General features: G+C 69.3%; 25 protein-coding genes and 1 tRNA gene. 14 read left to right on the top strand and 12 right to left on the bottom strand.

What is annotated here, in order from left to right; genetic code table 11:
- The first annotated feature begins 65 nt into the window (after window positions 1-65).
- Window positions 66-674 carry a hypothetical protein gene (locus tag OPU70_RS15920; protein WP_498558224.1) on the top strand — a complete coding sequence of 203 codons (609 nt, stop codon included), beginning with the start codon at window positions 66-68 and terminating at the stop codon, window positions 672-674.
- 51 nt (window positions 675-725) lie between these two features.
- Here OPU70_RS15920 and OPU70_RS15915 read toward each other — a convergent pair whose 3' ends face one another.
- Both OPU70_RS15915 and OPU70_RS15910 read right to left on the bottom strand, forming a co-directional pair.
- Entirely contained in the window at window positions 726-1,043 is a 318-nt protein-coding gene (locus OPU70_RS15915; protein ID WP_153302242.1) for a DUF4229 domain-containing protein, read from the bottom strand.
- 37 nt (window positions 1,044-1,080) lie between these two features.
- Entirely contained in the window at window positions 1,081-1,974 is an 894-nt protein-coding gene (locus OPU70_RS15910; protein ID WP_042538640.1) for a hypothetical protein, read from the bottom strand.
- Between the two features lie 154 nt (window positions 1,975-2,128).
- Between OPU70_RS15910 and OPU70_RS15905 the strand changes: the two genes are divergently transcribed.
- The 5 genes from OPU70_RS15905 (at window position 2,129) to OPU70_RS15885 (ending at window position 8,081) form a co-directional block, all read left to right on the top strand.
- On the top strand, window positions 2,129-3,109 hold the full coding sequence (locus tag OPU70_RS15905) for a glycosyltransferase family 2 protein (protein WP_042538642.1): 981 nt from the start codon (window positions 2,129-2,131) through the stop codon (window positions 3,107-3,109).
- Window positions 3,106-4,464: a polysialyltransferase family glycosyltransferase gene (locus tag OPU70_RS15900; protein WP_498558223.1), complete on the top strand. Its 1,359-nt coding sequence runs from the start codon at window positions 3,106-3,108 to the stop codon at window positions 4,462-4,464. Before OPU70_RS15905 ends, OPU70_RS15900 begins: the two co-directional genes overlap by 4 nt.
- 47 nt (window positions 4,465-4,511) lie before the next feature.
- Window positions 4,512-5,720 carry a cytidylyltransferase domain-containing protein gene (locus OPU70_RS15895; RefSeq protein ID WP_498558227.1) on the top strand — a complete coding sequence of 403 codons (1,209 nt, stop codon included), beginning with the start codon at window positions 4,512-4,514 and terminating at the stop codon, window positions 5,718-5,720.
- 85 nt (window positions 5,721-5,805) lie between these two features.
- The gene (locus OPU70_RS15890) at window positions 5,806-6,678 is read left to right on the top strand and encodes an N-acetylneuraminate synthase family protein (protein WP_042538646.1); all 873 of its coding nucleotides are present in this window, start codon (window positions 5,806-5,808) and stop codon (window positions 6,676-6,678) included.
- A complete protein-coding gene (locus OPU70_RS15885; RefSeq protein ID WP_052492883.1) occupies window positions 6,675-8,081 on the top strand; it encodes a DUF6716 putative glycosyltransferase in 1,407 nt (468 codons plus the stop codon). Before OPU70_RS15890 ends, OPU70_RS15885 begins: the two co-directional genes overlap by 4 nt.
- Window positions 8,082-8,102: 21 nt before the next feature.
- Here OPU70_RS15885 and OPU70_RS15880 read toward each other — a convergent pair whose 3' ends face one another.
- A complete protein-coding gene (locus OPU70_RS15880) occupies window positions 8,103-8,705 on the bottom strand; it encodes a TetR/AcrR family transcriptional regulator (RefSeq protein ID WP_498558222.1) in 603 nt (200 codons plus the stop codon).
- 105 nt (window positions 8,706-8,810) lie between these two features.
- Between OPU70_RS15880 and OPU70_RS15875 the strand changes: the two genes are divergently transcribed.
- Both OPU70_RS15875 and OPU70_RS15870 read left to right on the top strand, forming a co-directional pair.
- Window positions 8,811-9,524, top strand: a complete 714-nt coding sequence (locus OPU70_RS15875; protein ID WP_056373941.1) for an SDR family oxidoreductase — start codon at window positions 8,811-8,813, stop codon at window positions 9,522-9,524.
- Window positions 9,525-9,558: 34 nt separating this feature from the next.
- Window positions 9,559-10,557: an NADP-dependent oxidoreductase gene (locus OPU70_RS15870; protein WP_498558221.1), complete on the top strand. Its 999-nt coding sequence runs from the start codon at window positions 9,559-9,561 to the stop codon at window positions 10,555-10,557.
- A 58-nt stretch (window positions 10,558-10,615) separates the two neighbouring features.
- Here OPU70_RS15870 and OPU70_RS15865 read toward each other — a convergent pair whose 3' ends face one another.
- Together OPU70_RS15865 and OPU70_RS15860 are read right to left on the bottom strand one after the other, a co-directional pair.
- The gene (locus OPU70_RS15865; protein ID WP_079113427.1) at window positions 10,616-11,398 is read right to left on the bottom strand and encodes an ABC transporter permease; all 783 of its coding nucleotides are present in this window, start codon (window positions 11,396-11,398) and stop codon (window positions 10,616-10,618) included.
- Window positions 11,395-12,432, bottom strand: coding sequence for an ATP-binding cassette domain-containing protein (locus OPU70_RS15860; RefSeq protein WP_498558220.1), 1,038 nt, complete (start codon window positions 12,430-12,432; stop codon window positions 11,395-11,397). The genes OPU70_RS15865 and OPU70_RS15860 overlap by 4 nt, the downstream gene beginning before the upstream one ends.
- Before the next feature lie 61 nt (window positions 12,433-12,493).
- On the opposite strand from OPU70_RS15860, the gene OPU70_RS15855 reads away from it, so the two are divergent.
- On the top strand, window positions 12,494-13,480 hold the full coding sequence (locus OPU70_RS15855) for a helix-turn-helix transcriptional regulator (protein ID WP_309691015.1): 987 nt from the start codon (window positions 12,494-12,496) through the stop codon (window positions 13,478-13,480).
- Here the strand turns inward: OPU70_RS15855 and OPU70_RS15850 are convergent.
- The gene (locus OPU70_RS15850; protein WP_498558219.1) at window positions 13,477-14,403 is read right to left on the bottom strand and encodes a hypothetical protein; all 927 of its coding nucleotides are present in this window, start codon (window positions 14,401-14,403) and stop codon (window positions 13,477-13,479) included. The genes OPU70_RS15855 and OPU70_RS15850 overlap by 4 nt on opposite strands.
- Window positions 14,404-14,539: 136 nt before the next feature.
- Between OPU70_RS15850 and OPU70_RS15845 the strand changes: the two genes are divergently transcribed.
- Window positions 14,540-14,615 (top strand) — tRNA-Met (locus OPU70_RS15845).
- 33 nt (window positions 14,616-14,648) lie between these two features.
- Here OPU70_RS15845 and OPU70_RS15840 read toward each other — a convergent pair.
- Together OPU70_RS15840 and OPU70_RS15835 are read right to left on the bottom strand one after the other, a co-directional pair.
- Window positions 14,649-15,842, bottom strand: coding sequence for a low temperature requirement protein A (locus OPU70_RS15840; RefSeq protein ID WP_498558218.1), 1,194 nt, complete (start codon window positions 15,840-15,842; stop codon window positions 14,649-14,651).
- An 89-nt stretch (window positions 15,843-15,931) separates the two neighbouring features.
- Window positions 15,932-16,546 carry a TetR/AcrR family transcriptional regulator gene (locus tag OPU70_RS15835; protein WP_042538662.1) on the bottom strand — a complete coding sequence of 205 codons (615 nt, stop codon included), beginning with the start codon at window positions 16,544-16,546 and terminating at the stop codon, window positions 15,932-15,934.
- Window positions 16,547-16,616: 70 nt separating this feature from the next.
- Between OPU70_RS15835 and OPU70_RS15830 the strand changes: the two genes are divergently transcribed.
- Both OPU70_RS15830 and arfB read left to right on the top strand, forming a co-directional pair.
- Window positions 16,617-17,918: an MFS transporter gene (locus tag OPU70_RS15830; RefSeq protein WP_498558217.1), complete on the top strand. Its 1,302-nt coding sequence runs from the start codon at window positions 16,617-16,619 to the stop codon at window positions 17,916-17,918.
- Between the two features lie 34 nt (window positions 17,919-17,952).
- Window positions 17,953-18,393, top strand: coding sequence for an alternative ribosome rescue aminoacyl-tRNA hydrolase ArfB (gene arfB, locus OPU70_RS15825; RefSeq protein ID WP_079113420.1), 441 nt, complete (start codon window positions 17,953-17,955; stop codon window positions 18,391-18,393).
- Window positions 18,394-18,402: 9 nt separating this feature from the next.
- Here the strand turns inward: arfB and OPU70_RS15820 are convergent, their stop codons facing one another.
- The gene (locus OPU70_RS15820; protein WP_079114040.1) at window positions 18,403-20,478 is read right to left on the bottom strand and encodes a bifunctional lysylphosphatidylglycerol flippase/synthetase MprF; all 2,076 of its coding nucleotides are present in this window, start codon (window positions 20,476-20,478) and stop codon (window positions 18,403-18,405) included.
- Between the two features lie 128 nt (window positions 20,479-20,606).
- On the opposite strand from OPU70_RS15820, the gene OPU70_RS15815 reads away from it, so the two are divergent.
- Window positions 20,607-21,764: a PQQ-dependent sugar dehydrogenase gene (locus tag OPU70_RS15815; RefSeq protein WP_455905420.1), complete on the top strand. Its 1,158-nt coding sequence runs from the start codon at window positions 20,607-20,609 to the stop codon at window positions 21,762-21,764.
- A 20-nt stretch (window positions 21,765-21,784) separates the two neighbouring features.
- On the opposite strand, the gene OPU70_RS15810 is transcribed toward OPU70_RS15815, so the two are convergent.
- The gene (locus OPU70_RS15810) at window positions 21,785-22,765 is read right to left on the bottom strand and encodes an oxidoreductase (protein ID WP_498558216.1); all 981 of its coding nucleotides are present in this window, start codon (window positions 22,763-22,765) and stop codon (window positions 21,785-21,787) included.
- A gap of 49 nt (window positions 22,766-22,814) precedes the next feature.
- On the opposite strand from OPU70_RS15810, the gene OPU70_RS15805 reads away from it, so the two are divergent.
- Complete coding sequence (locus OPU70_RS15805; protein ID WP_498558215.1) at window positions 22,815-23,216, top strand: MerR family transcriptional regulator; 402 nt, start codon at window positions 22,815-22,817, stop codon at window positions 23,214-23,216.
- 1 nt (window position 23,217) lies between these two features.
- On the opposite strand, the gene OPU70_RS15800 is transcribed toward OPU70_RS15805, so the two are convergent.
- Both OPU70_RS15800 and OPU70_RS15795 read right to left on the bottom strand, forming a co-directional pair.
- On the bottom strand, window positions 23,218-23,871 hold the full coding sequence (locus OPU70_RS15800) for a DsbA family protein (RefSeq protein ID WP_042538668.1): 654 nt from the start codon (window positions 23,869-23,871) through the stop codon (window positions 23,218-23,220).
- An 87-nt stretch (window positions 23,872-23,958) separates the two neighbouring features.
- Window positions 23,959-24,375: a hypothetical protein gene (locus tag OPU70_RS15795; protein WP_079113418.1), complete on the bottom strand. Its 417-nt coding sequence runs from the start codon at window positions 24,373-24,375 to the stop codon at window positions 23,959-23,961.
- Window positions 24,376-24,448 lie beyond the last annotated feature (73 nt).

Genomic DNA, 24,448 nt, shown 5'->3' with positions numbered 1-24,448 from the left:
AGCGGGCGGAGCCTCCCACGCAGGCGCCACCATGAACAGTTGTCGCGCTCGGCGCTCTGCTGCTCGTGGGTCTGGCCTTCGTCGTGGCGTCCGGGCAACCGGCGCTCTACGCGTTCGTCGCCGCCATGGTGGGTGCGGGTGTGCTGGAGCGTGTGCTCGACGGGCGCGCGCCGTCGTGGGGTGAGGGCCATGTGGTCGCGGATATCGAATCCGATGGTGTGACGTTCCGCACCTACCGCGGTGCGGTCGCACTCGCGATCCTCTTCTTCGTCGCGCTCGCCACAGCGTCGATCCTCTTCGTCGTGGTGTGGATCACGCCCGGTCTAGACCTGCCGATGTTCTTCGGCGCCTTCGCGCTCGTTCTCGCCGCCGGACTCGTGCATGCAGTGCGGCTCGTCGTGCAGAGCGTCCGATCCGTCGCCATTCGGTTGAACGCCGATGGCGTCACGGCCGTTCGCGTTCTCGGGGCGAGCGAAACCGTGAGTTGGAGTTCGCTCCTCGCAGCTTTCCCGGGGGGACGAGTGATCGTGCTCACGACGTCGGAGAACGTCGTGCGGTGGCCGACGGACCGCCTGCGCGCCGACCCCGTCGCCGTCGCAACCATCATCGATCGGTGCGCGGCGCTCGACCGACACGATCGCCAGTCGATCGTCGCCGTCATCGAGGAGCTGTGAGTCGCGCCCGCCGATCGATGACCGGGCGCGACGAGAGAGCTGTTCTCGGTCTCAGCCGCGCGGCGTCGACTCGGTGCTTCCGGAGTCGTGGCGCCTGGGACCGTCGATCGCCTCATCCTCGGCATCCGCATCGTCCTGCTCGGCGGAGCTGCGGCCTCCGCGACGCTCGACGATCCGCGCTGAGGCATCGGTGAGAGGTCGGCGCAGGAACAGCATCGAGATGCTCATGCCGATGAGGGCGGCGAAGATCGCGGCGAGCCACCAGTACTCGCGGAAGATCGGGAAGAAGAACCACATGATCGCCAGCGGCACGAGGAAGGCCAGCAGACGCAGCACGGTGTAGACGAGGAAAGGTGCACGGTTCTTCACCCGCACAGTCTACGTTCGCGAGCTGAGGGGTCTGCTGTCAGCCGTCCAGGCCGAGCGACTGGAAGGGGATGCCGCGTACGACGCGCTTCCACGGGTGCTCGCCGAGCGACCACAGCAGCTTCGCGTCGAGGTCGAGAGCGAGATCCTCGCAGCCGACGGGCAGGGGCACCCGATCGCGCACCAGGGCGTCCCGGCTGCCGGTCCACAGCGCGCCGGGGCGCATGCCGTCGGACTGCGAGACGAAGTGCCGGTCGCCCCAGCGTGCCGCTCCCTGCATCTGCGTGATGCCGGGGGTGAAGCGGCTCTCTTCGCGGAAGTCATCGTCATCGGCGTCGGGCACCGTGAACTCCGCGATCCGCCCCGCGTCGTCTTTCGTGTACTCGCCGATGAGCACTCGCCGCAGTGGCGTGCCGTCGTCGTCGAACACGCGACCCAGATATGAGCACCGCAGCTCGATCGGGTGCACGCGGGTGCGCACCGCGACGAGTGCGGAGGCGCGCAGGCCTCGACCGCTCGCACCGGCGATGCGTCGCGCCTCGGCGCCCCGCACCCGGCGGATGTCGGCGAGATCGAACTCCCAGATGCCGCGACCGGTCGCCGCGACGAACAGCCGATCGTCGAACCACGCGAGGCCGCCGGCATGGATCGGGGCGGGCTGCAGCTCTCCGCCCTCGTCGATGGCGAGCAGCACGTCGAGATGGCGAGAGCGCTCGAGGTCGACGAACGCGACGCGGGACGCCAGGTGGTGACCGTCGAGCCGCTGACGGAACCAGCTGACAGCGAGTGTGCGGCGCCCGTGCCACAGACCGAGATCGACGCCCTGCGGATACCAGCGGCGCGTCCAGGTGCGAGCGCTCAGCCACCGCAGGTCGACCGTGGCGCGGCGCTTCTGGCGCACCGGGCGCCAGGTGGTTCCGAACGGCCAGAGCATGCACCCATCGTCGCCGATCGTCGGGCCAGGTGCGAATCCGGCAGAGGGCACCGGTGGGTCGGCCGATATCGCGTCACCGTGCGTTCACCCGCCGGCCCCCGACCGGCAAGGAGCGCCTGCGAGCATTCCGAGACCGTCGACCCGGGGGAGTTCTGTGCGCACACCGCTCGTCACCGTCATCCTGCCCGCGAAAGACGCAGGCGCCTACATCGGTACGACGCTCGAGACGCTGACACGGCAGTTCGACGACCCTGCCTCGCTCAAGCTCGTGGCGATCGACGACGGCTCGCGCGATGACACCGGCACGCTCATGAGGCGATACGCCGAGCGGTTCCCGCACGCCGAGGTCATCGTCAACCCTCGGCCGAAAGGGCTCGCGAGTGCCCGCAACCAGGGGCTCGAGCATGTCGAGGGCGACGCCTTCTGCTTCCTCGACGGAGACGACTGGATGCAGCCCCAGCGACTTTCGGTGCTGGCCCGGCGGCTGAACGAGCTGGGCTGCGACTTCCTCCGCACCGACCACGTCACGGTGAAGGCCGGCGTGCGCGCCCTCGTGCCGGCGCCGTACCCGTGGCGGGAGACCGTCGGTTCGCCGCGTGAGGCGATCCTGCCCGACGACGAGCCGACCATGGTCGACTACCCGTTCGCCTGGGCCGGGATCATGCACCGACGCCTGATCGACCAGGGGCTCGCGGGTTTCACACCGGGCCTCTTCACCGCCGAGGATCGACCGTGGATCTGGCGGCTGCACCTGCAGGCCCGCTCGTTCGCGGTGGTCGACGCCCCGGCCCTGCTCTACCGCCGCGGGGTGTCGACATCGCTCACCCAGGTGCGCGACCGGCGACAGCTCGACTTCGTGCGCGCGATGGGTGAGGTGCTCGACATCGTCGAGGCGGATGCCGAGTCCGACCGGTTCCTGCCGAAGGCGGTGTGGAGCGTGATGGCGCTCTCGTCGCGCCACCTCGTGCGGTCGAGGAGGATGACCCCGTCGCTGCGCGGCGAGATGCGTGCCGGCCTGCGCGCATTGCTCGGTCGTCTGCCTGAACGAGAGGCATCGGCGGTGCTGTCGCGTCTCGACGGACCCCGGCGCCGCGTGCTGGCGCCGCTGCTGCGCACGGTCGGGATCGCCGCATGACGCAGCTCTTCGCGGTGCACAGCGCCTACGGGCTGGCCACCGCAGCCGCAGCGCTCGACGGCGGATTGCTCGGCGACCACGGTGAGCGCATCCTCGTTCCGTTCGTGTCGTCGCGAGTGCCCGAGACATCGGTGAGCATCGCCGCCGACCCCGCACTGGCGAGCCTCCGCGACAGGTTCGACCGCATCGAAGATCTCGACGCGATGCTCGGCCCCCTGCATCCGAGCTCGTGGAAGCCCCATGCTTCGGACCTGCCGCTGCTGCGCCGCCTGCTGCTCCGGGCGTGGAACATCGACCCCGGCGACCTCGAACTGCTCGTGCAGAGCCCGCAGATCGCCCCGGCGCGCACCCTGATGCTGCTCTTCCCGCACGCGCGACTCACGATCATCGGCGACGGGCTGATGACGTACTCGCCGATGCGGGTGCGGATGCCGCACACGGTGACTGCTCGGATCGGTCGCGTCGTGCACGCCGACGTGGTGCCGGGACTGACACCGCTGGTGGGTGCGCCCACCGCGACGCCGGTGCCGGTCTCACCCGACCTGTTCCGCGCGGTGCTCTGCGAGACCGCCGCGGCGGTCGACGACACGGCAGAGCTCGACAGCGCTCTCGATGGGGAGTCGACCGTGCTCGTGCTCGGGCAGTACCTCTCGGCTCTCGGACTGGTCAGCGAGGGCGAGGAGATCGCGCTGCAGAAGGAGATGATCGACCGCGCGGCGAGCCGGCGACCGCAGCACATCGTCTTCAAACCGCACCCCGCCGCCCCGCCTCGACTGAGCGACGCTCTGCGCGACCGGGCACGGGTGCACGGCGTCGACTTCCGCGAGTACCGCGGCGCGCTCGCCGCAGAGATGCTGGCCGAACGCATCGACGCGACAGCCGTCATCGCCGGGTTCTCGACCGCGCTGCCGACCGTGCAGGCGCTGTTCGGCCGCGAGATCGATGCGGTCGGGGCAGACACCGTGCTCGCGCGGCTGACTCCGTATGAGAACAGCAACCGGGTGCCGGCGACGATCGTCGATGCGCTCACCCGAGCAGACTCCCCGTATCGCGACCCTGAGCGCATGCAGCTGCTGATCGACGCGGTCGGCTATGCCATGCAGCCCGTCGTCGCCGGGCACCTCCGCGGTCGGGCCGAGCAGCTGCTGAGCGGCATCCGTCCCTCCGATCGAGATCGGTACTTCGCCCCCGAGAGGCTGGCCGAGCTGCGCCTCCCGGGAGCCCCGCGCGAGACGGCCGTGCGTCGAGCGCTGCGCCCGGTCGGCGGCATCGGCCGGGTCGAGCAGGCGAGGCTCACAGTGCTCGCAGCGCGGCGCAGACTCGCCCGCGCATGGCGGGTGCTCAGAGGGCGATGAGCAGGGTGACAGCGATGACGGGCGACGACGGCGAGGGGACGAGCGACATGAGCGCGGAACGGCAGACGGCAGCAGCGGGCAGGGTCGTCGCGATCATCCCGGCGCGAGGCGGGTCTAAGGGCGTGCCGCGCAAGAACCTGCGACGCGTCGGCGGGGTGCCGCTCATCGAACGGGCCGTGCGCACTGCGTCGGAGACCGACGGCATCGACCTCGTGGTCGTCTCGACCGATGACGATGAGATCGCCGCGGTGAGCGAGGCAGCTGGGGCGAGAGTCGTGCGGCGACCGGCGGACATCTCCGGCGACACGGCCTCGTCGGAGTCCGCGATCCTGCATGCGCTCGACGTGCTCGAAGGCGAGGGGGAGCCGGCCGAGGTGGTCGCGTTCCTGCAGGCGACCTCGCCGTTCATCGCCCAGGACGCCCTGTCGAGTGCGGTGCGCGAGGTGCGCGAGCGCAGGGCAGACAGCGTGTTCGCCGCCCACGAGACCTATGGATTCCTGTGGTCGCGCCGCGGCCGAGGAGAATCGAGCGGCGAAGGGCGAGCGGATGCCGGCGCGGCCGTCGCACTCAACCACGATGCCGCGCATCGCCCGCGGCGTCAGGATCGCGAGCCGCACTTCCTCGAGACGGGGGCGTTCTACGTGTTCCGCGCCGACGGCTTCCGCGAGGCGAGGCATCGCTTCTTCGGCCGCATCCGCATCGCCGAGGTGCCCGAGTGGACGGCGATCGAGATCGACGACGAACAGCAGCTGCGCATCGCCCGCGCGCTCGCTGCCCTCCACGAGAGCCCTGAGCGGGTGCCGGTGCGAGCGATCGTCACCGATTTCGACGGGGTGCACACCGACGACACCGCGACCGTCGACGCCGACGGCGTCGAACGCGTGCGGGTGAGCCGCGAGGACGGCATGGGGGTGTCGCTGCTGCGGCGCGCCGGCATCCCGATGCTCATCCTCTCGACCGAGGTCAACGCCGTCGTGCGCGCTCGGGCAGAGAAACTCCGCGTGCCGGTGCTGCACGGCATCGACGACAAGGAGTCGGCGCTGCGGGGGTGGGCGGAGGAGGTCGGCATCCCGCTCGCCGACATCGCGTACCTCGGCAACGACGTCAACGATCTCCCGGCCCTGCGCATCGTCGGCTGGCCGGTCGCGGTGGCCGACGCGCATCCCCTCGTGCTGGAGGCGGCCCGTGTCGTGCTGAGCCGCGCCGGCGGACATGGTGCCGTCCGCGAGCTGATCGAACGGGTGTTGCCCGCCTGACCGGTGCCGGTAACCCTCCTGTCGTGTGGCGTTCATTCTCGGCGCGTACTCAGGGGAGAAGGCCATTTCGACGACCGGAGGAACCATGACTGTCAGCATCGGCTCACGCGTGATCGGCGGCGGCCACCCCGCCTATGTCATCGCGGAGATCGGCCTCAACCACAACGGCGACGTCGACATCGCCAAGCGTCTGATCGACGTCGCGGCGAAGGCGGGAGCCGACGCGGTGAAGTTCCAGAAGCGCACTCCCGAGATCTCCACCCCCGAGCACATGCGCGATGTCCCGCGCGAGACGCCGTGGGGCACCATGAGCTACCTCGACTACCGTCGCCGCGTCGAGTTCGGCCGCGACGAGTACATCGCCATCGGCGACCACGCCACGATGCTCGGACTCGACTGGTTCGCGTCCCCCTGGGACGTGCCCAGCGTCGAGTTCCTCGAAGACCTCAACGTCGTGGCTCACAAGGTCGCCTCGGCGAGCCTCACCGACACCGAGCTGCTCCTCGCGCTGCGCGAGACCGGCAAGCCGATCATCCTCTCGACCGGCATGTCGACGATCGAGCAGATCGACCGCGCCCTGTCCACGCTCGGCACCGACCGCGTCGTGCTCATGCACGCCACGTCGACCTACCCGCTCGAGCCCGAGGAGGCCAACCTCCGCGCGATCGCCACGCTGCGCGACCGCTACCCCGGAGTGCCGGTCGGCTACTCCGGCCACGAGCGCGGTCTGCAGATCTCTCTCGCCGCCGTCGCGATCGGCGCGGTCGCCGTCGAACGCCACATCACGCTCGACCGCACGATGTGGGGCTCCGACCATGCGGCATCCCTCGAGCCCACCGGCCTCGAGCACCTCGTGCGCGACATCCGTGTGATCGAGATGGCTCTGGGCGACGGAGTCAAGCGCGTGTTCGAGAGCGAGCGCGCGCCCATGGCGAAGCTGCGGCGCATCTCCGCATGAGCGAACCGGGCACGAGCAGGTCGGGCGCACTGCGGGTCGTCGCGATCGCCGACGCCGACTCGTTCGTGAAGTGGTCGGCGTCGCTGCTCGGCAGTGTGCCCGGCATCCGTCCGCATCTGCTGCTGGTGCAGACACCGCTGGCCGCGAGCGTCGATCAGCAGCGCACGGCGCTGGCCGGCACCGGGATGCTGTCGGACGACGTCACCCGCATCGGCTTCACGCAGGCTGCCGCGTGGCTCGAGGGACAGCGTCCCGACGTCGTCCTGCTCGCCGGGCGCGGGCCGTTCGTGCGCCTGATGGGGCGCCTGGTCGACACGCTCTCGCACCGCCCGGTGGTCGTAGCGGGTCTGCCGGGAATGGCGATCCCCGCCCAGCGGGGCGCCCTCGAGTACCGCCGCCATGCCGACCTGCTCGTGGTGCACTCCCACCGTGAGGAACGCGCGTTCGCCGAGCTGGGCCACCGGATCGGCGTGCAGGTGCCGACGGCGCTGGCCACACTGCCGTTCGCCCGATCGCGATCGCGGATGCTCGCCGCTGACCGGGCCCGGGTGCTCGGCGCAGACGCAGGCCACCCCGCAGGAACCCTCATCGCCGATCGTCCTCCGACTCCGAGCGCCGTGCGGATGCCGGCGACCGACATCGTGTTCGCGGCGCAGGCCCTGGTGCCGGTCGGACGGGACGAACGCGCCGAGATCGCCGCCACCCTCGTCAGGGCAGCCGAGGCCGACCCGAATCGTCGAGTCGTCGTCAAGCTGCGCTCGCGCCCAGGGGAGTCCGAGACCCACCTCGAGCGCGATCCGTATCTCGAGCTGCTGCCTGCCCGGCGTCCCGACAACCTCGTGGTCTCCTACTCCTCGATGGCTGCCGCGCTCTCGACGGCGGCCGGACTCGTGACCGTCAGCTCGACCGCGGCCGTCGAAGCCGTGGCACTCGGTGTGCCTGTGATCGCGCTCGATTCGTTCGGCGTCAGCAAGAGCCTGCTCAACACCGTCTTCGTCGGCAGTGGGCTGCTCGGCGGGCGCAACGAGGTCGTGGCCGGTCGATTCCGGCATCCGCACCCCGCCTGGCTGCGAGACAACTACTTCCACCCGGCGGCCGAGTCGACCTGGTGGAACCACGTCGAGCAGCTGGTCGCTCTGCGCCGGGCCGGTGCTCTGCCGGCGAAGCGCGTGCCGGCAGCCCGAGGCGGCGCGCTTCACGAGGCGTGGCACCGCGCGAGCGTGCTCGGCTCGAAGGACCGCACCCTCGGCGGCGCTGCTGCTCTCGCCGTGGGGGTGCCTGCGACGGCGCTCCTCGCTGCTCTGCGCCGCGGCCGCGCGTCCGGCGACGGCGGCACCTGGGCCGACGCGACGACCGACATCACCCTCGAGCCGAACCCGTTCCACGACTCGATCCGGCGCTGAGACACCGGCGGGCGATCGGGCTCAGGGGCGGAGCAGTGCGTCGACCTGCGCCCTCACGTCCTGGGCGATCTCATCGATGCTCGCCTCGGCATTGACGCTCGCCGCCATCGTGACGAACATCACCGCTGACACGATCCGGGCGAGTGCGGCAGCCCGATTGTCGTCGATGGTCGGATCGCGCCGCAGGATGTCCGCCAGCGCGTTCTCGGTGTCGCCCACGATGCGCAGAGCCTCGGCATGGTGCGAGTCGGTCGGATTGCCGAACACCATCTCGCGGAGATAGGTGCGGCCGTTCTCGATCTGGGCGCGATTGCACTCGATGATCGGGCGGAGGAGAGCCATAGCGGCGTCGAGCGTGTCCGGTGTCGCCTCGGCGGCCGCACGTCCGGTCTCGAGCGCGACAGCGTAGTGCGCGTTCTGCACGAGCAGCAGCAGCTCGCCCTTCGTCTTGGCGTACAGGAACAGCGTGCCCGTGCCGACATCTGCCTTCTCGGCGATCTGCTGGGTGGTGACGTCGTCGATGCCGTGCTGCGCGAACAGCTCAGTCGCGGCCGCGGTGATGCGCTCGAGCTTCTGCTGCTTGTTGCGCTCGCGGCGCCCGAGGGTCGGTGCTGGGGTCGACATCTCGTCCTCTCGGGAATATAAACTGATTGGGCTCAGTTATGACTGCAGTCGCTTACGTGCGAACTCAGCAGACACCACATTGTCCCAAACATCAAGGAGCATTCCATGCCTTCACTCGACGGCGCAGTAGTCCTCATCACCGGAGCGAACGGGGGCATCGGCACCCGTTTCGTCGAGGAGGCGCTCGCGCGCGGAGCGGCCAAGGTGTACGCCACGGCGCGGACGCCGCGCGAGTGGGCCGACGAGCGGGTGGTGCCCCTGCGACTCGACGTCACGGATGCGGAGTCGATCCGCGCCGTCGTCGAGGCGGCACCTGATGTGACGGTGCTCATCAACAACGCCGGCGCCTCTGTGCCGACCGCGGGGATCCTCACGCATACGGACGATGAGATCCGCCACAACGTCGAGACGAACTTCCTCGGACCGCTCTTCCTGACCAGGGCCTACGCCCCGCTGTTGTCGGGTCGCGACGGAGCGACGGTCATCGACATCCACTCCGCTCTCGCCTGGTTCGCCGTCGGCGGCATCTACAGCGCCACGAAGGCGGCGCTGTGGTCGGCCACCAACTCGCTCCGTCTCGAGCTGGCTCCCTCGGGCGTGCACGTCGTCGGCGTGCATGTCGGCTATGTCGACACGGCGATGGCAGAGCACGTGTCGGACCCCAAGACCGACCCCGCCGAGCTGGTGCGTGCGATCCTCGACGCGACCGAACGCGGGGAGTACGAGGTGCTCGCCGACGAGATCTCCGTGCAGCTCAAGGCCGGGCTCAGCGCGCCGCTCGAGGCGGTCTACCCGCAGCTCCAGCCCGCGGCCGGCTGATCCCGGTCGAACGAGAACGAACAGGGGAAAGACGATGCGCGCAGTCGTGCTCACCGAGTACAAGCAGCCGCTGGAACTCATCGAGGTCGAAGAGCCGCAGGTGGGGGAGCGAGACGTCCTGGTCGCGGTCGAGGCCGTCGGCCTCAACCAGCTGGACGAGAAGATCCGGGCAGGCGAGTTCGCGCAGATCCTGCCGTACTCTCTGCCCGTCGTGATGGGCAACGACGTGGCGGGCACGGTCATCCGGGTCGGCCGCCTGGTCGAGTCCTTCAGAGCGGGCGACCGGGTCTTCGCCCGGCCGGACCAGAATCGGATGGGGGCGTTCGCGGAACGGATCGCGGTGGCGGAAGCGGATCTGGCACTGATTCCGGACGGCATCTCGATGGCTGAGGCGGCGTCGCTGCCCCTGGTGGCTCTCACGGCGTGGCAGGCGCTGGTGGAGAGAGGCCACGTCGGACCGGGGCAGAGGGTGCTGATCCACGCGGGCGCCGGCGGCGTGGGCTCGATCGCGATCCAGCTCGCGAAGCATCTCGGCGCGATCGTCGCCACCACGGCGAGCGCGGCGAACGCCGACTTCGTCCGCGAGCTGGGCGCCGACGTCGTGATCGACTACCGCGCGGAGGACTTCGAGAAGATCCTCTCGGAGTACGACTTCGTGCTCGACAGCCTCGGCGGCGAGAATCTCGAGAAGTCGCTGCGGGTGCTGAAGCCTGGCGGCCTCGCCGTCGGGATCTCGGGGCCGCCCGACCCGGCGTTCGCGAAGCGGATGGGGCTGGGCGTGATGGTGCGCCTCGCGATCGCCGTGCTGAGCCGACGGATCCGACGTCAGGCGAAGCGGCTCGGAGTCACCTACGAGTTCCTCTTCATGCGCGCGGATGGCGAGCAGCTGAGTCGCATCGCGGCCCTCGTCGACGGAGGTGCGCTCAGGCCCGTCGTCGCGAAGACCTATCCGTTCGGGCAGATACCCGCCGCGCTCGCGGATCTCGCGTCCGGGGGCAGCCGCGGAAAGATCGTCGCCACCCTCGAGCGCTGATCGCGCGACGTCCGCACCGCCCACCCGGACATCGGGTCGGCGGTGCGGACGTGTCGCGTCAGCTGCTGCGACGGATAGCCCGTACTCCCACCACGAGTCCGACGACCGCCACCGCCAGCGCCGAGACCCACCCCCACAGCACGGTCGGATCGCCCAGGTCGCCCGCGAACAGCGCGCGCTCGGCCTGCACCACCCAGTTGACCGGGTTGACCGATGCGACCGCCCGCATCCAGGCGGGGCCGTCGTCGAGCGGCAGCAGCATGCCCGACAGGATCAGCAACGGGAAGATCAGCGACTGCTGCACTCCCCAGAACAGCCACTCGCGGTCTTTGGTGGCCAACGCCAGCGAGTACGACAGCGAACCGAGTCCGACGCCGAAGACCGCGAGCAGCGCGAGCCCGATGAGCAGGCCCGGCAGGTTGATCGCGAACCCGAACGGCCACGCGATCAGCACGATGATCAGAGCCTGTACCACGATCGGCGCGATCTCCTTGAGCGCACGACCCACGAGCAGCGATGAGCGCGCGAGCGGTGCGACCAGCGTGCGCTCGTGCGAGCCGGTCATCATCTCGTACTGCAGGTTCGAGCCCGTGGCGCCGGTGCCGAACAGCACGATCATCACGAGCACGCCGGGCACGAACCAGGCGAGGGTCTCTCCGGCCGGTCGGCCGGACCCGCCGATGAGGAGCGGCGCGAACAGGCCGAGGAACACGAGCGGCTGCAGCAGGCTGAAGATCAGGGTGAACGGGTCGCGCAGCACCGGCTTGAGCTCGCGGGTCAGCACGTTCCTGGTGTCGCGCATGAGATTCGCGCGCACGAGGGTGTCGGTCGTGGTGGTCATGAGAGGACTCCTGTCTTGTCGTTCTCGACCCCGGTTGCGGCATCGGACTCGGATGCATCGGCGGTGCCTTCGCCCGCTTCGCGCAGCGTGCGCCCGGTCAGAGCGAGGAAGACGTCGTCGAGGGTGGGTGGGACGCCGGTCGCCCGACGCACCAGGATGCCGGCGGCATCCAGCTCGCGCACGATCACCGGCAGCAGTCGGTCGCCGTCGGGCACGGCCAGCGTCAGCGAGTCGTCGTCGAGCGACACCTCGGCCCCGCTGAGGCGAGCGACGACCGGGCGTGCGTTCGCGGCATCCGCATCGTTCGCGAAGCCGAAGGTGAGCACGTCGCCGGCGAGCGTCGCCTTCAGCGCTGCCGCGTCGTCGTCGGCGATGATGCGGCCCTTGTCCATGACCATCACCCGCTCGGCGTAGCGGTCGGCCTCTTCGAGATAGTGCGTGGTCAGGAAGACGGTCGTGCCGTGCTGGGTGCGCAGGTCGAGGATGTGCTCCCACAGATTGGCCCTGCTCTGCGGGTCGAGACCGGTCGACGGCTCGTCCAAGAAGATCAGCGGCGGCGCGTGCATGAGACCGAGCGCGATGTCGAGCCGGCGCTTCTGGCCTCCGCTGAGCTGCTGCACCGTGCGGGTCGCGAACGAGGAGAGATCGAGGGACTCGATCAGCTCATCGGCGCGACGGGTGCTGTCGCGCCGGCTCATGCCGTAGAACGCGCCCTGGCTGAGCAGCTCATCGTGCACCCGCTGCGAGAAGCTGCCGCTCGTGAGCTGACCGACGTAGCCGATGCGTGCGCGAACTCCGGCCGCATCCGTGCGGATGTCGTGGCCGACGACGCGGGCGGTCCCCGACGTCGGCGGGATGAGCGTCGTCAGCATCCGCAGGCTCGTCGACTTGCCAGCGCCGTTCGGACCGAGGAACGCGACGAGCTCGCCGCGCACCGCAGTGAAGGAGAGGTCGGTGACCGCTTCGACCGACGTCTTCTTGACGGTGAAGACCTTGGTGAGGCCTTCGGTTTCGATGATGGATTCGTTCGACATGCCAGCAGGCTAGAACGCAATCAGGACAGATTCTGTCCGCAATTTCTGTCAATCTTGAGACATGTCCGACACCACCTCCAGAGCCCTCGCCCTGCTCAATCTGCTGCAGACGCACAGGCACTGGCCCGGCACGGAACTGGCGAGCAGGCTCGGCGTCACCGAGCGCACGGTGCGCCGCGACGTCGATCGGCTGCGAGAGCTCGGATACCGCGTGGAGTCGACGCCCGGAGCGGCCGGCGGATACCGCCTCGAGGCCGGCAGTGCCGTGCCCCCGCTGTTGCTCACCGATGACGAGGCGGTGACGATGGCGATCGGTCTTCGCGTCGCCGCGACGCAGCAGCTGGTGGGCGGTGCCGAGGTGACGCTGACGGCGCTCGCGAAGCTCGAGCAGGTGCTGCCGTCGGCGCTGCGTCAGCGGGTCAATGCGCTCGCCGCCGCCGTGCAGCCACCGCGCATCGGCGATGCCCCGGTGGTCTCGCCCGTCGTGCTGGGGGAGATCGCTCTCGCGACCCGAGACCACGAGCGTCTGCGGATGCGCTACGTCGACGGAGCGGGTGCCGAGAGCGTGCGTCGGGTCGAGCCGCACGCGCTCGCTCCCTCGGGCCGCAAATGGTTCCTGCTGTGCTGGGATCTCGACCGCGATGACTGGCGGACCTTCCGCGTCGACCGGATCGTCTCGGTCGAGCACACCAGGGTGCTGTTCACGCGACGCGAGATCTCGACCGAGGAGATCGACGAGCGGGTGCTCATCGCCGCGTCGTGGTCGCCGCAGAAGATCGAGGCGGATGCCGTGATGCAGCTGCCGTTCCCCGAGATGCAGGACATGTTCGGGCCCTGGTCCGAGGGCGCGACTCCCGAGGGTGAGAATCGCACGCGCTGGCCCTTCGGCGGCTCGGACTGGCGCGAGGCGATGTACGCGCTGCTCTGGATCCCCGAGGGCGTCGAATACACGACCAGCTTCCCCGAGCCGCATCGCGCCGAGCTGCGGGAGTCGGTGCAGCGGCTGCTGCGGGCGCTCGATGCGCCGGCTCCCGATCCGCGCGACTAAGGGCGGGGTGCGGCGATCGAAGGAGGGTTCCGGTCGTTCCACCGTTGAAATGTCTGCACCCACCAGAATGCCGCGAACAGGATCAGGGCGACCGCCTCGCCGATGAGCACGACGGGCGTCTCCCCGAAGGTCTGACGGAAGAGCACCGCGACCACGAGCAGCACGAGGTCGGCGATGAGCAGCCCCGCGATCCAGCGATAGACCGATCGTTGCCGGGGTGTGGGCGGAGTCTCGCCTGGCTCGAGTGGGCCGCCCGCGTAGAGGATCGGGACCGCCGCGAACACTCCGAAGAACAGCAGGGTCACTGCGAAGTGGATGCTGTTCACAGGCCAGAAGTTGAACGGGAAGTACTCGTTGAGCGCCGGGGCGAAGGCGAGTGCCGTGACGACAGCGGCCGTGACGAGCGCGAACAACGACACCAGCACGGCCGCCCGGTTCGGGGTGCGCGTGCGGCGGCGGATCACCGCCATCGTGATCACCACGGCCACCACCACCACGGCATAGACCACGATCCCCGCCTTGGCGCTGCCGACGTATCCCGCGGGGATGCACTCCGTGGCGATCGGGCACGGAATGTGGCCGACCGCGCGAGTGTCGGCGAGCCCGGTCGGAACGATCGCGATGAGCGGCGCCAAGACGGCGCATACGTCGAGCAGCGTCGTCGCCCGGCTGCGTCCTGAGAGAGCCAGCAGGACGACGGATGTCGCGATCAGCGCTCCGGCGAAGACGTCGCGGGCCGGCGTGTAGATCGCGTGGCTGATCGAGTGGAGCGGATTCCAGCCGAACATCATCGGCTCCCACATCACCACGAAGCTCTGCAGCGCGACGCTCACGAGCAGGGCGAACACGATCAGCACCAGCGACAGACGGAGATAGCGGTGGGTCTTCTGCGGGGTCGTCGCGGGACTGTCTGCGGCTGCCATGTTCGAGACGCTACACCGCTCGGCGGACGCCGCCGTGTGACGCGGCGTGACGCCCCTTGTCATGCGGGGACGCACTCTGTCAATCCCCGCAACGATCCTGGCCTTCCCGGTCGCAGCCGGGTAGCGTCATTCCCATCGCGGCGATCCGGGCGGTCCCGGGCCTCAGTTCATACCTGAAGGCGTGGCGGGTTCGACTCCCGCCGTCGCGTCCACTTGTTCGGGCTCTGCCCGCGACCCACCCGCGGTCAGCCCCCTGCGCGGCGACCGCGACGCAGACGCTCGAGGGTCTCGCCCGCTGCGACACCGACGAGAACCGTCGCCGTCGTGATCGACAGCGTGAGCGCGTCGACGGTGAAGCCCGCGAGCCGCACAACGGCGAGCAGAGCGAGAGCCACCAGACCGACGAGTTGCGCTCGCGCCCAGCGCCCTTCGAGCACGCGGCGGAACAGCACGGTGCCGGTGAGGAAGAGGAACGGCGCGCCGACGACCACGACGGCCGCGGCGAGGCCGCGCTGGTCGGGAAGCGCGAGCATCTCCTTGTCGCCCACGCTCATCAGCACGATGCCGGCGATGATCAGAAGATGCACCCATGTGTAGACGGTGCGAGCGAGCCGGGCCGGTTCGCCTGACGCCTCGATCGCCTCGGCGCCGATGCGTTCGCCGTGATCGAAGTAGATCCACCAGGTCGCCGCGGCGGCGACGAACGCCGTCACCAAGGCAGCGATGGATGCGACGGACGATTCCTTGTCGACGAACGCGAAGCCGGTGACCAGCAGGCCTTCACCGAGTGCGATGAGCACGAAGAGGGACGTGCGCTCGGCGATGTGCGGACCGGAGAGATCCCAGGTCTTCAGCTGCACCTTCCCCCGTCCGGGCACCGGAAAACCGAGCACGGTGCCCAGCAGTTCGAGAGCCAGCGCGGCGGCCCACAACGGCAGCTGCCACCCGAGGGGCAGCAGCGCGCCGACGATCCACAACACGCCGCCGGCGACCGCCCAGCAGAGGAGGAGGGAGAAATCGCGGGCCACCCGCCGGTCGTGACGGGCTGTCGCCCACACGATGAAGACCGTGCGTCCCACCTGGAGGACGACGTAGGCGATGGCGAACGCCCATGCGCGATCGCCGAACGCCTCAGCGATCGAGACGCTCATCACGAGCGCCACGAGGGCCAGTGCGATCACCGCCCCGCGCACGGGGAGCGTGACGGGGTCGAGCCAATTGGTGACCCAGGTGGTCGACACCCACGCCCACCACAGGGCGCACACCATCATGACGCCCTCCAGAGCGCCCAGAGGCGTCTGATTCTCGTAGAGGTAGGCAGACAGCTGAGTCAGCGCGAGGACGAACACGAGGTCGAAGAAAAGCTCGACATAGGTCACTCGATCCGCGCGCGGAGAGTCTGTGGGGCGCAACACGTCGCGGGCCATCCCGAATGCCATGTCACCAGCTTGGCATCGCTTTTCGTCGGGGGGAGTGGACCCGCGCGCGGCAGGCGCTTCGCCGTGAGACCGCGCAGCTCCAGCGCGGGTCAGTCCGGCGACTCCGTGAGCGCCGCCTCGACCGGAGCCCACCCGTTCTCGAGAACCGTGAACCCGGCGTCGAGGATGCCGAGCTGGTCGTCGTTCTCGTTCACGAGCAGCTGCATCTGCAGCACGAAACGCGAGTAGACGCGGATCTCCGGGGTCGGCTCGGGGACTCCGAGCTCGTCGGCGATCGCATCCGACAGGGCATCCTCGTGGCGGAGCCACATCTTGGCGGCATAGTCGCGCAGTGCGGGCGTCTCGTTGAGAAAGGCGAGGAAGATCCGCGTCACGTCGTTGCCGTGCTCATCGATGTTGGCGCCGACCTCTGCGGTGTAGAAGTCGCGGATCGCCCGATTGATCGTGGTGCCGTCCGGTCGGTCTCGGACGGCGCCGACGAGCCGGTCGCGCTGCTCGTCGTCCTCGTCGAAGACGAGCGCCTCCTTCTGAGGGAAGTGCGCGAACACCGTCGTGGGCGAGACGTCGGCGGCGTCGGCGACCTCGCGGATGCTGACGTTGTCGAAGCCCCGCTCGAGGAACATCATCGTCGCGACATCGGAGATGTTCTTGCGGGTCGCCGCCTTCTTGCGTTCCCGGCGTCCGAGTGGCTCGGTATTCGTCATGCCTCCACCGTATCGCGCATTCGATGCAAAACTGGCTTGACACCAAAACTGGTATTGATACAGTTTCGGAGTGACTTCACCAACGAACCCGCTCGCGCGCAGCGACAAGCGCGCCTGGATCATGCTCATCGTGCTGACGATGCTCACCGTCATCGGGATGACCGTCGTGCTCCCCGTCCTGCCCTTCGTCGTGCTGCAATACGTCTCGCACGAAGGCGATCTCGCGATCTGGGTCGGTGTGCTCGAAGCCGTCAACGGCCTGTGCGCCTTCCTGGTGGCCCCCTTCCTCGGTCGCCTCTCCGACCGCTTCGGTCGACGCCCGGTGATCATCGCCGCCGCGTTCGGAGCGGCATTCGCGATGACCCTCTTCGGCATCGGCGGTGCGATCTGGGTCCTGGTGCTCGCTCGCGTGATCCAGGGGGTGACCGCCGGTGACCTGCCGGCGCTCTTCGCCTACCTCGCAGACATCACCCCACCCGAGAAGCGCGCGCAGCGGTTCGGCCTGCTCGGCGCTCTCTCGGGGATCGGCATGATGATCGGCCCCGCCATCGGCGGCCTCCTCGCGGCAGTGAGCCTGCAGCTGCCGGTCTTCCTCACCGCGGCCGTCGCCCTCACGATCGCGATCCTCAGCATCTTCCTGCTGCCCGAGAGCCTGAAGCCCGAGAACCGCATCGAGCGCATCTCGATCCGTGAGATCCAGCCGTTCGGTGTCTTCACCGAGGCGTTCGGCCGCAAGGAGCTGCGGGGTCTGATGATCGGATTCGGCCTGCTCGCGCTGCCGTTCGGCTTCTTCGTCAACAACTTCAGTGTGCTGGCGCTCGACTCGATCAGCTGGGGGCCGACCCAGATCGGTCTCCTCACCGCGGGCGTCGGCATCATCGACATCCTCATCCAGGGCGTGCTGCTCGGCATCCTGCTGCCTCGCATAGGCGAGCGCGGTGTGATCATCAGCGGCATCGTCGCGCAGACGATCGGACTCGTCGGCCTTGCGGTCGTCGCCTCGGTCTTCGCGCAGCCGTGGGTGTTCATCGTCGGTGCGTTGATGCTCGCCGCAGGGCAGGGAGCCGCCACGGCAGCGCTGGACGGTGCCATGTCGAACGCGGTCGGCGACGACGAGCAGGGCTGGCTCGGAGGGGCGACCCAATCGCTCAACGCCGCGATGAACACCGCGGCGCCGCTGATCGCGGGCGCGCTCTACGTCACCGTCAGCCACGCGGCGCCGTACTGGTTGGGAGCCGCGCTCATGGTCGTCGCTGCGATCGTGGTCGGCCGGGCGCACATCGCGAACACCGCGAAGAGGGATGCCGGAGAGCAGCCGTCAGCGGGCACCGCGAACGGCGTCCCGCTCGAGGCCGTCGACACCGTCGGCTGACACGCGCACCCCACGCCGGGGGGATGATGGATGCATGCCCACCCCTCATCGCCCCGGCCTGCGGGTCTCGGCGGGTCTCACGATCCCCGAGGCCGAGCTGTCGTGGCGCTTCTCCCGGTCGTCCGGCCCTGGTGGGCAGGGTGTGAACACCGCGGATTCCCGGGTGGAGCTGGTCTGGGATGCTGCCGGCAGCGCAGTGCTCTCGCCACACCAGCGCGAGCGTCTGCTCGACCGACTGAGCGGCCGTCTGGTGAACGGGGTGCTGACGATCGCCGCCTCCGAGCACCGCGCGCAGCTGCGCAACCGTGACGCGGCGCGGGAGCGGCTGGTGGCACTCGTCGGCGAGGCGCTGCGTCCGCCCGCACCTCCCCGCCGCGCCACCAAGCCGAGCCGCGGATCGAAAGAGCGTCGGTTGACCGCGAAGAAGCAGCGCACTGACGTCAAGAGACTGCGCAGACCGCCGCGCGACGGCTGACGGGCCGAATCAGTCCTTGCTGCCGCGCACCAGTTCGAGACCGGCGCCCGCGAACTGCCGCAGAGTGGCATCCGGCAGGAAGGCTCGTGTGAGGGCCGTGCCGATGGCCGCGAGATCGGCCTCATCGCGGAACAGCAGGTACATCGTCTCGTAGCGCGGGTGGAACTTCTGCTTGAAGCGGTGCAGCGACGCGAAGCCGTAGACGGGTTCGAGTGCTTCGGCGAGGCGGTCGCTGAGCACCGCGATCATGCCGGCATCCGGCGGATAGTCGTGGGCGAGCGGGGCCCCCGAGAGCGACATGATCTGGGCGCCTTCCTCCGAGAACTGCTTCGCAGACGATCCGATCAGGTACTCCATGACGGGCCCGAAGCCGCCATCCCGGCGCCGCATCAGATCGAGCGTCCATCCGCGCACGGAGCCGCCCTCGCCGTAGACCGGCAGCCACGACAGGAATCCGTCGACGTCGCCGTTCGGGGCCAGCGCCAGAGCCAGTCGCACCTCGGGATCCTCGGCCTCGTCGAGCGTGCCGAGAGTGAACCGCATCTCGGGGAGGTCCTTGTCGCCGACCCAAGCCTCCGAGATCGCCCGCAGCTGCTGCCGCACCCCCCACGACTCGTCGCCGAGTCGGGTCAGCCGGAAGGTCATGTCCTCGCGTCCTGCTCGATTGAGCGAACTGCGCACCGAGTTCCAGCGCTTGCCGGTGAACTCCAGGCCCGGCAGGTCGACGATCGTGTCATCCGCGACCACGAGGCTGCGCCAGCCCGCCGGCACGGCATCCCGCGTCGCATCGTCGGCGCTGAAGAAACACGGTACGAGGCCCGCGAGCTCGGCGGTGCGGATGAATTCCGCGACAGCGTCTGCACGCGACGCCGACGGTCCGATCGGGTCGGCCAGCGCGAGCGCGACCCCGGCCCGGCGCTGGTACGCGACGATCCCTGCAGCGCTGCGGGCGTAGCTGTTGCCCTCCCACGTCGTCATCCAGGACAGCGTCCCGCCGCCGTGCGCGCGCAACTCGGTCTTGACCTCATCGACGGTCGGGGCGGGTTGGATTCCGAGCGGTGACCTGCGCTTCGCCCGGAACGCCCGACGCACCGCGACCAGGTAGACGAGCAGGATCACCCAGAGGAAGCCGTTGGCGAGGGCGAGCTCAGTCTCGCCATCCCAGCGCAGGTCGACCTGAGCCTGCGAGAACACGGTGATCAGGATGAGCACGAGCGCCGCGATCAGGATGTTGAAGAGTCCGAGCAGGATCACGAGCACCCACGACCAGCGGCGGCCTCGCAGCAGTCCGTTCACGAGCACGGCGATGACCACGAGGTCGATCGCCAGGTCGATGAATCCGCCCGACACGGGCTCCGTCGGACCGAACGGGCCGTCGGTCGCCACCAGGGTCGTGATGATCTCGACCGCTCCCAGAACCAGCAGGGAGATCACGGCGATCAGGCGCTGTTCCCGCACGGTGGTCCGCTGCACACGCAGGGTGCGGTCGACGACCAGGATCAGCAGCACGGCGAGCAGGTGCTCGAGATCCGCGACCGCGCCCCAGAACAGCATCGCGATGAACACGAATCCGAGCAGCACGAGCCAACCGCGCACCCGCCACGGCGGCCGGAACAGTCCGATCGCCGCGGCGATGCAGGCCATGGTGCCGCCCGAGGCGCCGACATCGAGCGCCTGAGCCTGCTCCTGCGCCCAGGCCCACGGCAGCTGCGAGGCGAAGAACAGCACGAGTGCGGTGGCCAGGATCGCGAAGAGCTGCCCGACCCAGTAATAGGCGAGCGCGACCCTGGTGCCGCGGCGGTACTCGAGGTACGCCATGCCCCAGAATCCCGAGATCGTGAAGACGTACACCCAGGGTGCGTTGACGAAGAACGTGCCGGTGAACGGCGTCCACCACATGCCCTGCGCGAGGTTGGGCAGACCGTACGCGACGGTGCCGAACAGGTCCGTCTTCTCGAACGGGCTCCACAGTCCCTGCCACACCACGCCGACGACGAGGATCACCGAGACCATCGTGAGAGTGGCCGGCATGCGTCGCAGCACGGCGAGAACAGGATGCGATGTGGGGGTTCGCGCCTCGGTCATGCGCTCAGCGTAGCGAGGGCGACGCATCTTCCGGAGTGAGACGCCGCGGGACATAGTGGCTCCATGCCCATCGGAATCCGACGCCGCCGACCGTCATGAACCCCCCCCCGGCGAGAAGCAGGCCCGCGATGACCCCGACCGACGCGGCCCACGCGACGACGCCTGGATCGTCCCTGTCGCTCCGCGCGAAGAACGCGTTGGATGGACTCATGCCTGCGAATCGGATGCCGTGCCCCTCACCTGCCTGGCCGCGCACCGCTGCCGCGCTCGCCGCCGCATCCGTCAGCGCAGTTCTCCTGCTGGCGTGCTGCGCCCCCGCACCGAACCCGGTGTCGGCGCCGGCATCCGAGTCGTTCGTCGACGAGCTGGAAGCACCCTGGTCGATCGCCTTCCATGGCGATGCCGCTCTGGTCAGTGAGCGCGACAGTGCCCGCGTGCTCGAGATCGGCGAGACCGGCGAGGTGCACGAGGTCGCTGTCATCGACGGCGTGGAACCCGGTGGCGAGGGCGGACTGCTCGGGCTCGCCGTGAGCGACGGCGAGCTCTTCACGTACTTCACGGCGCAGGGCGAGAACCGTGTCGAGCGGCGGACGATCGTCGGGGACGCAGGAGGACTGTCGCTGGGGCCCGCGACCGTGGTGATCGACGGCATCCCCGCAGCCGGCAACCACAACGGCGGACGCATCGCGTTCGGGCCCGACGGGATGCTGTACGTCACGACGGGCGACGCGGGCGATCGTGACAGCGCTCAGGACCTCGACGCGCTGTCGGGCAAGATCCTGCGGCTCACACCCGAGGGAGAGGTTCCCGCAGACAACCCCTTCGACGACTCACCCGTCTACAGCTACGGGCACCGCAATCCGCAGGGCATCGCCTGGGATGCGGAAGGCGGCATGTACGCGAGCGAGTTCGGGCAGGACACCTGGGATGAACTCAACGTCATCGAGCCCGGCGGCAACTACGGCTGGCCCGAGGTCGAGGGAATCGCCGACGACGGCGACTACATCGACCCCGTGCAGCAGTGGCGGCCGGAGACTGCGAGCCCGAGCGGCATCGCCGTGACGGGCTCGAGCATCGTGATCGCGAACCTCCGGGGCGAGCGCCTGCGCACGGTGCCGCTCGATGATCTGACGGCCGGCACCGAACAGTTCGTCGGCGAGTTCGGCCGCCTCCGCGATGTCGTGGTCGGGCCGGGAGGAGACGCCTGGATCCTCACGAACAACACCGACGGACGCGGTGATCCGTCAGACGGAGACGACCGCATCCTCCGGCTCTCTCTCGACTGATCGGGCCGCGGCGGTCAGACTCAGGCGAAGGCGTCGACGCCTGTCGCGGAGACCGACCGCGCCCAGAGTCGCTCGGCGGCCTCAGGGTCGATCGCCCACTCCTTCACCCCGCCGGTGGTCATGTCGCTGTGGTCGGGCGCGACGATCCCCTTGATCGAGCAGTCCTCGCAATACGCACCGCTGCGCTCGATCAGCTCCGTGGCGGTCGCTGCCCAGAGCCCTGTCGACGCACCTTCAGCCGGTGTCTTGAAACGCGGGTTCGGGGTGCCGTCCTCATCGATCCAGCCGCGAGAGAGCAGCTCCTCACGGGGAACGTGCCGCTGCAGCTCGGTCATGATCCCGCCGGGATGCACCGAGAAGGCGAGGATGCCGCGCTCGGCGCCGCGTCGCGCAAGGCCCACGGCGAACAGAGCGTTCGCCGTCTTCGACTGCCCATATGCGACCCAGGGGTCGTAGGGCGTCGTCGCGAAGTCGATGTCGTCGAACCGCACGGGGGATCGGAAGTGCCCTCCGGATGAGTACGAGATGACGCGGGCGTGGTCTGACAGCAGGTCCGCCACCCCGCCCACCAGGGCGAAGTGACCCAGGTGGTTGGTGCCGAACTGCGACTCGAAGCCCTGCGCCGTGTGACCGAACGGGGTGGCCATGATGCCGGCGACGTTCAGCACGAGGTCGATCGGCTGACCGTCGCGGCGCACCGATTCCGTGAACGCCGCGACGGAGTCGAGGTCGCTGAGATCGGCGCCCCGTACCGCCGCCTCCGCGATCCCGTCGAGTGCCTGCTGCGCCGCATCCACACGCCGTGCCGGAACGACCACGCGCACTCCGGCATCCGCCAGCGCGCGCACCGTCTCGAGTCCCAGTCCGGAATAGCCGCCGGTGACGATCGCGGTCTTGCCGGCGAGGTCTGTGCCCGCGATCACCTCGGCCGCGGTGGAGCGGTAGCCGAACTCCGACGAGAGCGGCTGCTGGCGGGCGATCATGTCGAGAGGAGCTGTCATGATCCGACCGTACGATCTAGAGTGCACTCGAAGTCAAGGAGGAGTCCTCATGGTTGATGTGGCCGACACGACGCGCACGTTCAGCATCGGCGAGCTCGCGCGCCTGGCCGGCGTGAGCGTGCACACCCTGCGCTGGTACGAGGCCGAGGGGCTGTTCCCTCGTGATGTGCCCCGCACCTCCGGCGGGCGGCGCGTGTACGCCCACGATTCGCTCGCATGGCTCGCCCTGCTGGGGCGGCTCCGCGAGTCCGGGGCGCCGATCGCGCTGCTGCGCGAATACGCCGCCCTCGTGCGAGCGGGCAGCGGCAATGAGGCCGAGCGACTCGCCCTGCTGCGTGCACACGAACGCTCACTCGATGCGCAGATCGAGTCGCTGATCGCCTGTCGACAGGTGATCCACGACAAGGCCGCGGGCTATCAGGAGGCGCTCGTCGCCCGCGGCCTTCTCTGACTCACCCGTTCACAGCCTCCTCGATCGCCGCCTCGAGGTCATCCCACGCCTCCAGCACGACGGGTTCGCCGTCGATGAAGAAGCTGGGGGTGCTGCGCACTCCGAGCCGCTCGCCGTCGCTCTTGTCGGCCTGCACGCGTTCGAGCGTCGCCGGGTCGGCGACCGCCGCGTCGTAGGCGGCCATGTCGAGTCCGAGGTCGACGGCGAGCGCCCGGAACACCTCCGGAGTCTCCTCCGACTGCTCGCCCCACTGGGCCTGCGTCTCGAACAGCCGGTGGTACATGTCCTCGAAGCGGTCCTGCTCTGCCGCGGCCTCGGCGGCGAGAGCGGCCTGCGTCGAGTTGATGTGCCCCGGCAGCGGGAAGTACCGCACGACGTAGGTGATCTCGCCGTCATACTGCTCACGCAGGTCTTCGACGATCGGGTAGAACGCGGCACACGCCTCGCACTCGAAGTCGAGGAACTCGACGACCGTGACGGCTCCGGCCCCTCCGTCGTCGAGCACGTGCGAGTCGGTGCGGACGGTCTGCAGCTTCTCACCCTCGGGCGGAGCCGGATCAGCGGCCTGCTGCGACATGGCATAGACGATGCCGACGATCGCGAGGACGATCGCGACGGCGATGGCGATCAGGGTCGCCTTGACAGGGGTCTTCATGGGGTTCTCCAACGGTTCGGATCAGGCAGGGTGATGAGGCCGCGACGAGAGTGCGGCCGGGGGTCGCCGACGAACGGCGTGCCTGATTCAGGTGCGGGAGAGCGACAGCTGCGTGAGGGTGAGCGCGGGGATGCACCGCTGCGGGCCCGCGCGAGGCGGAGCAGACGCACGCACGGGGATGCCGGTGCGGATGAGACCGCCGCGTCTGCCGAACCGGAGGAGGAGCAGCACGAGCACGAAGCAGCACAGCGCGGCGACGACGACGATCCCGGCATCGGACGGGGCCGCATCCATCGCGGTGCCGCCACCGTCATGGTGGCCCGAGAGCGACGCGGCGCTCGCACCCGGCGCGAGGCACAGCGTCGCGTGCGCATCTGCTTTGCCATGCGACGTAGACCACGCGCCGATCACGAGCAGCAGGGCGAGGCCGAGCGCGAGAGCGACCCGGAGGATCAGCATCCGCTCGACGCCCTGGTGTCGCAGTCGCGTCGACGGGGCATGCATGGTGCGCGCAGTCTAACAATCGGGCATCGGCGACCGCTCGACGGCACCCCCACAGGTCCACGTCTCGCAGACC

This window comes from Microbacterium sp. SWDP-B6 (genome assembly GCF_059803615.1).
The sequence above is the reverse complement of the archived record's forward strand: the minus strand, read 5'-3'. Positions and strand labels throughout refer to the sequence as shown.

Excerpts from the sequence above, each read along its gene's own strand:
- OPU70_RS15890 (WP_042538646.1), top strand. The coding sequence starts at position 5,806 with ATGACTGTCAGCATCGGCTCACGCGTGATCGGCGGCGGCCACCCCGCC.
- OPU70_RS15885 (WP_052492883.1), top strand. The coding sequence starts at position 6,675 with ATGAGCGAACCGGGCACGAGCAGGTCGGGCGCACTGCGGGTCGTCGCG.
- OPU70_RS15795 (WP_079113418.1), bottom strand. The coding sequence starts at position 24,375 with ATGCATGCCCCGTCGACGCGACTGCGACACCAGGGCGTCGAGCGGATG.
- OPU70_RS15860 (WP_498558220.1), bottom strand. The coding sequence starts at position 12,432 with ATGTCGAACGAATCCATCATCGAAACCGAAGGCCTCACCAAGGTCTTC.
- OPU70_RS15865 (WP_079113427.1), bottom strand. The coding sequence starts at position 11,398 with ATGACCACCACGACCGACACCCTCGTGCGCGCGAATCTCATGCGCGAC.
- OPU70_RS15820 (WP_079114040.1), bottom strand. The coding sequence starts at position 20,478 with ATGACCGAGGCGCGAACCCCCACATCGCATCCTGTTCTCGCCGTGCTG.
- OPU70_RS15900 (WP_498558223.1), top strand. The coding sequence starts at position 3,106 with ATGACGCAGCTCTTCGCGGTGCACAGCGCCTACGGGCTGGCCACCGCA.
- OPU70_RS15850 (WP_498558219.1), bottom strand. The coding sequence starts at position 14,403 with ATGGCAGCCGCAGACAGTCCCGCGACGACCCCGCAGAAGACCCACCGC.
- OPU70_RS15835 (WP_042538662.1), bottom strand. The coding sequence starts at position 16,546 with ATGACGAATACCGAGCCACTCGGACGCCGGGAACGCAAGAAGGCGGCG.
- OPU70_RS15875 (WP_056373941.1), top strand. The coding sequence starts at position 8,811 with ATGCCTTCACTCGACGGCGCAGTAGTCCTCATCACCGGAGCGAACGGG.
- OPU70_RS15805 (WP_498558215.1), top strand. The coding sequence starts at position 22,815 with ATGGTTGATGTGGCCGACACGACGCGCACGTTCAGCATCGGCGAGCTC.
- OPU70_RS15880 (WP_498558222.1), bottom strand. The coding sequence starts at position 8,705 with ATGTCGACCCCAGCACCGACCCTCGGGCGCCGCGAGCGCAACAAGCAG.
- OPU70_RS15800 (WP_042538668.1), bottom strand. The coding sequence starts at position 23,871 with ATGAAGACCCCTGTCAAGGCGACCCTGATCGCCATCGCCGTCGCGATC.
- OPU70_RS15815 (WP_455905420.1), top strand. The coding sequence starts at position 20,607 with ATGACCCCGACCGACGCGGCCCACGCGACGACGCCTGGATCGTCCCTG.
- OPU70_RS15810 (WP_498558216.1), bottom strand. The coding sequence starts at position 22,765 with ATGACAGCTCCTCTCGACATGATCGCCCGCCAGCAGCCGCTCTCGTCG.
- OPU70_RS15855 (WP_309691015.1), top strand. The coding sequence starts at position 12,494 with ATGTCCGACACCACCTCCAGAGCCCTCGCCCTGCTCAATCTGCTGCAG.
- OPU70_RS15840 (WP_498558218.1), bottom strand. The coding sequence starts at position 15,842 with ATGGCATTCGGGATGGCCCGCGACGTGTTGCGCCCCACAGACTCTCCG.
- OPU70_RS15910 (WP_042538640.1), bottom strand. The coding sequence starts at position 1,974 with ATGCTCTGGCCGTTCGGAACCACCTGGCGCCCGGTGCGCCAGAAGCGC.
- OPU70_RS15870 (WP_498558221.1), top strand. The coding sequence starts at position 9,559 with ATGCGCGCAGTCGTGCTCACCGAGTACAAGCAGCCGCTGGAACTCATC.
- OPU70_RS15895 (WP_498558227.1), top strand. The coding sequence starts at position 4,512 with ATGAGCGCGGAACGGCAGACGGCAGCAGCGGGCAGGGTCGTCGCGATC.
- arfB (WP_079113420.1), top strand. The coding sequence starts at position 17,953 with ATGCCCACCCCTCATCGCCCCGGCCTGCGGGTCTCGGCGGGTCTCACG.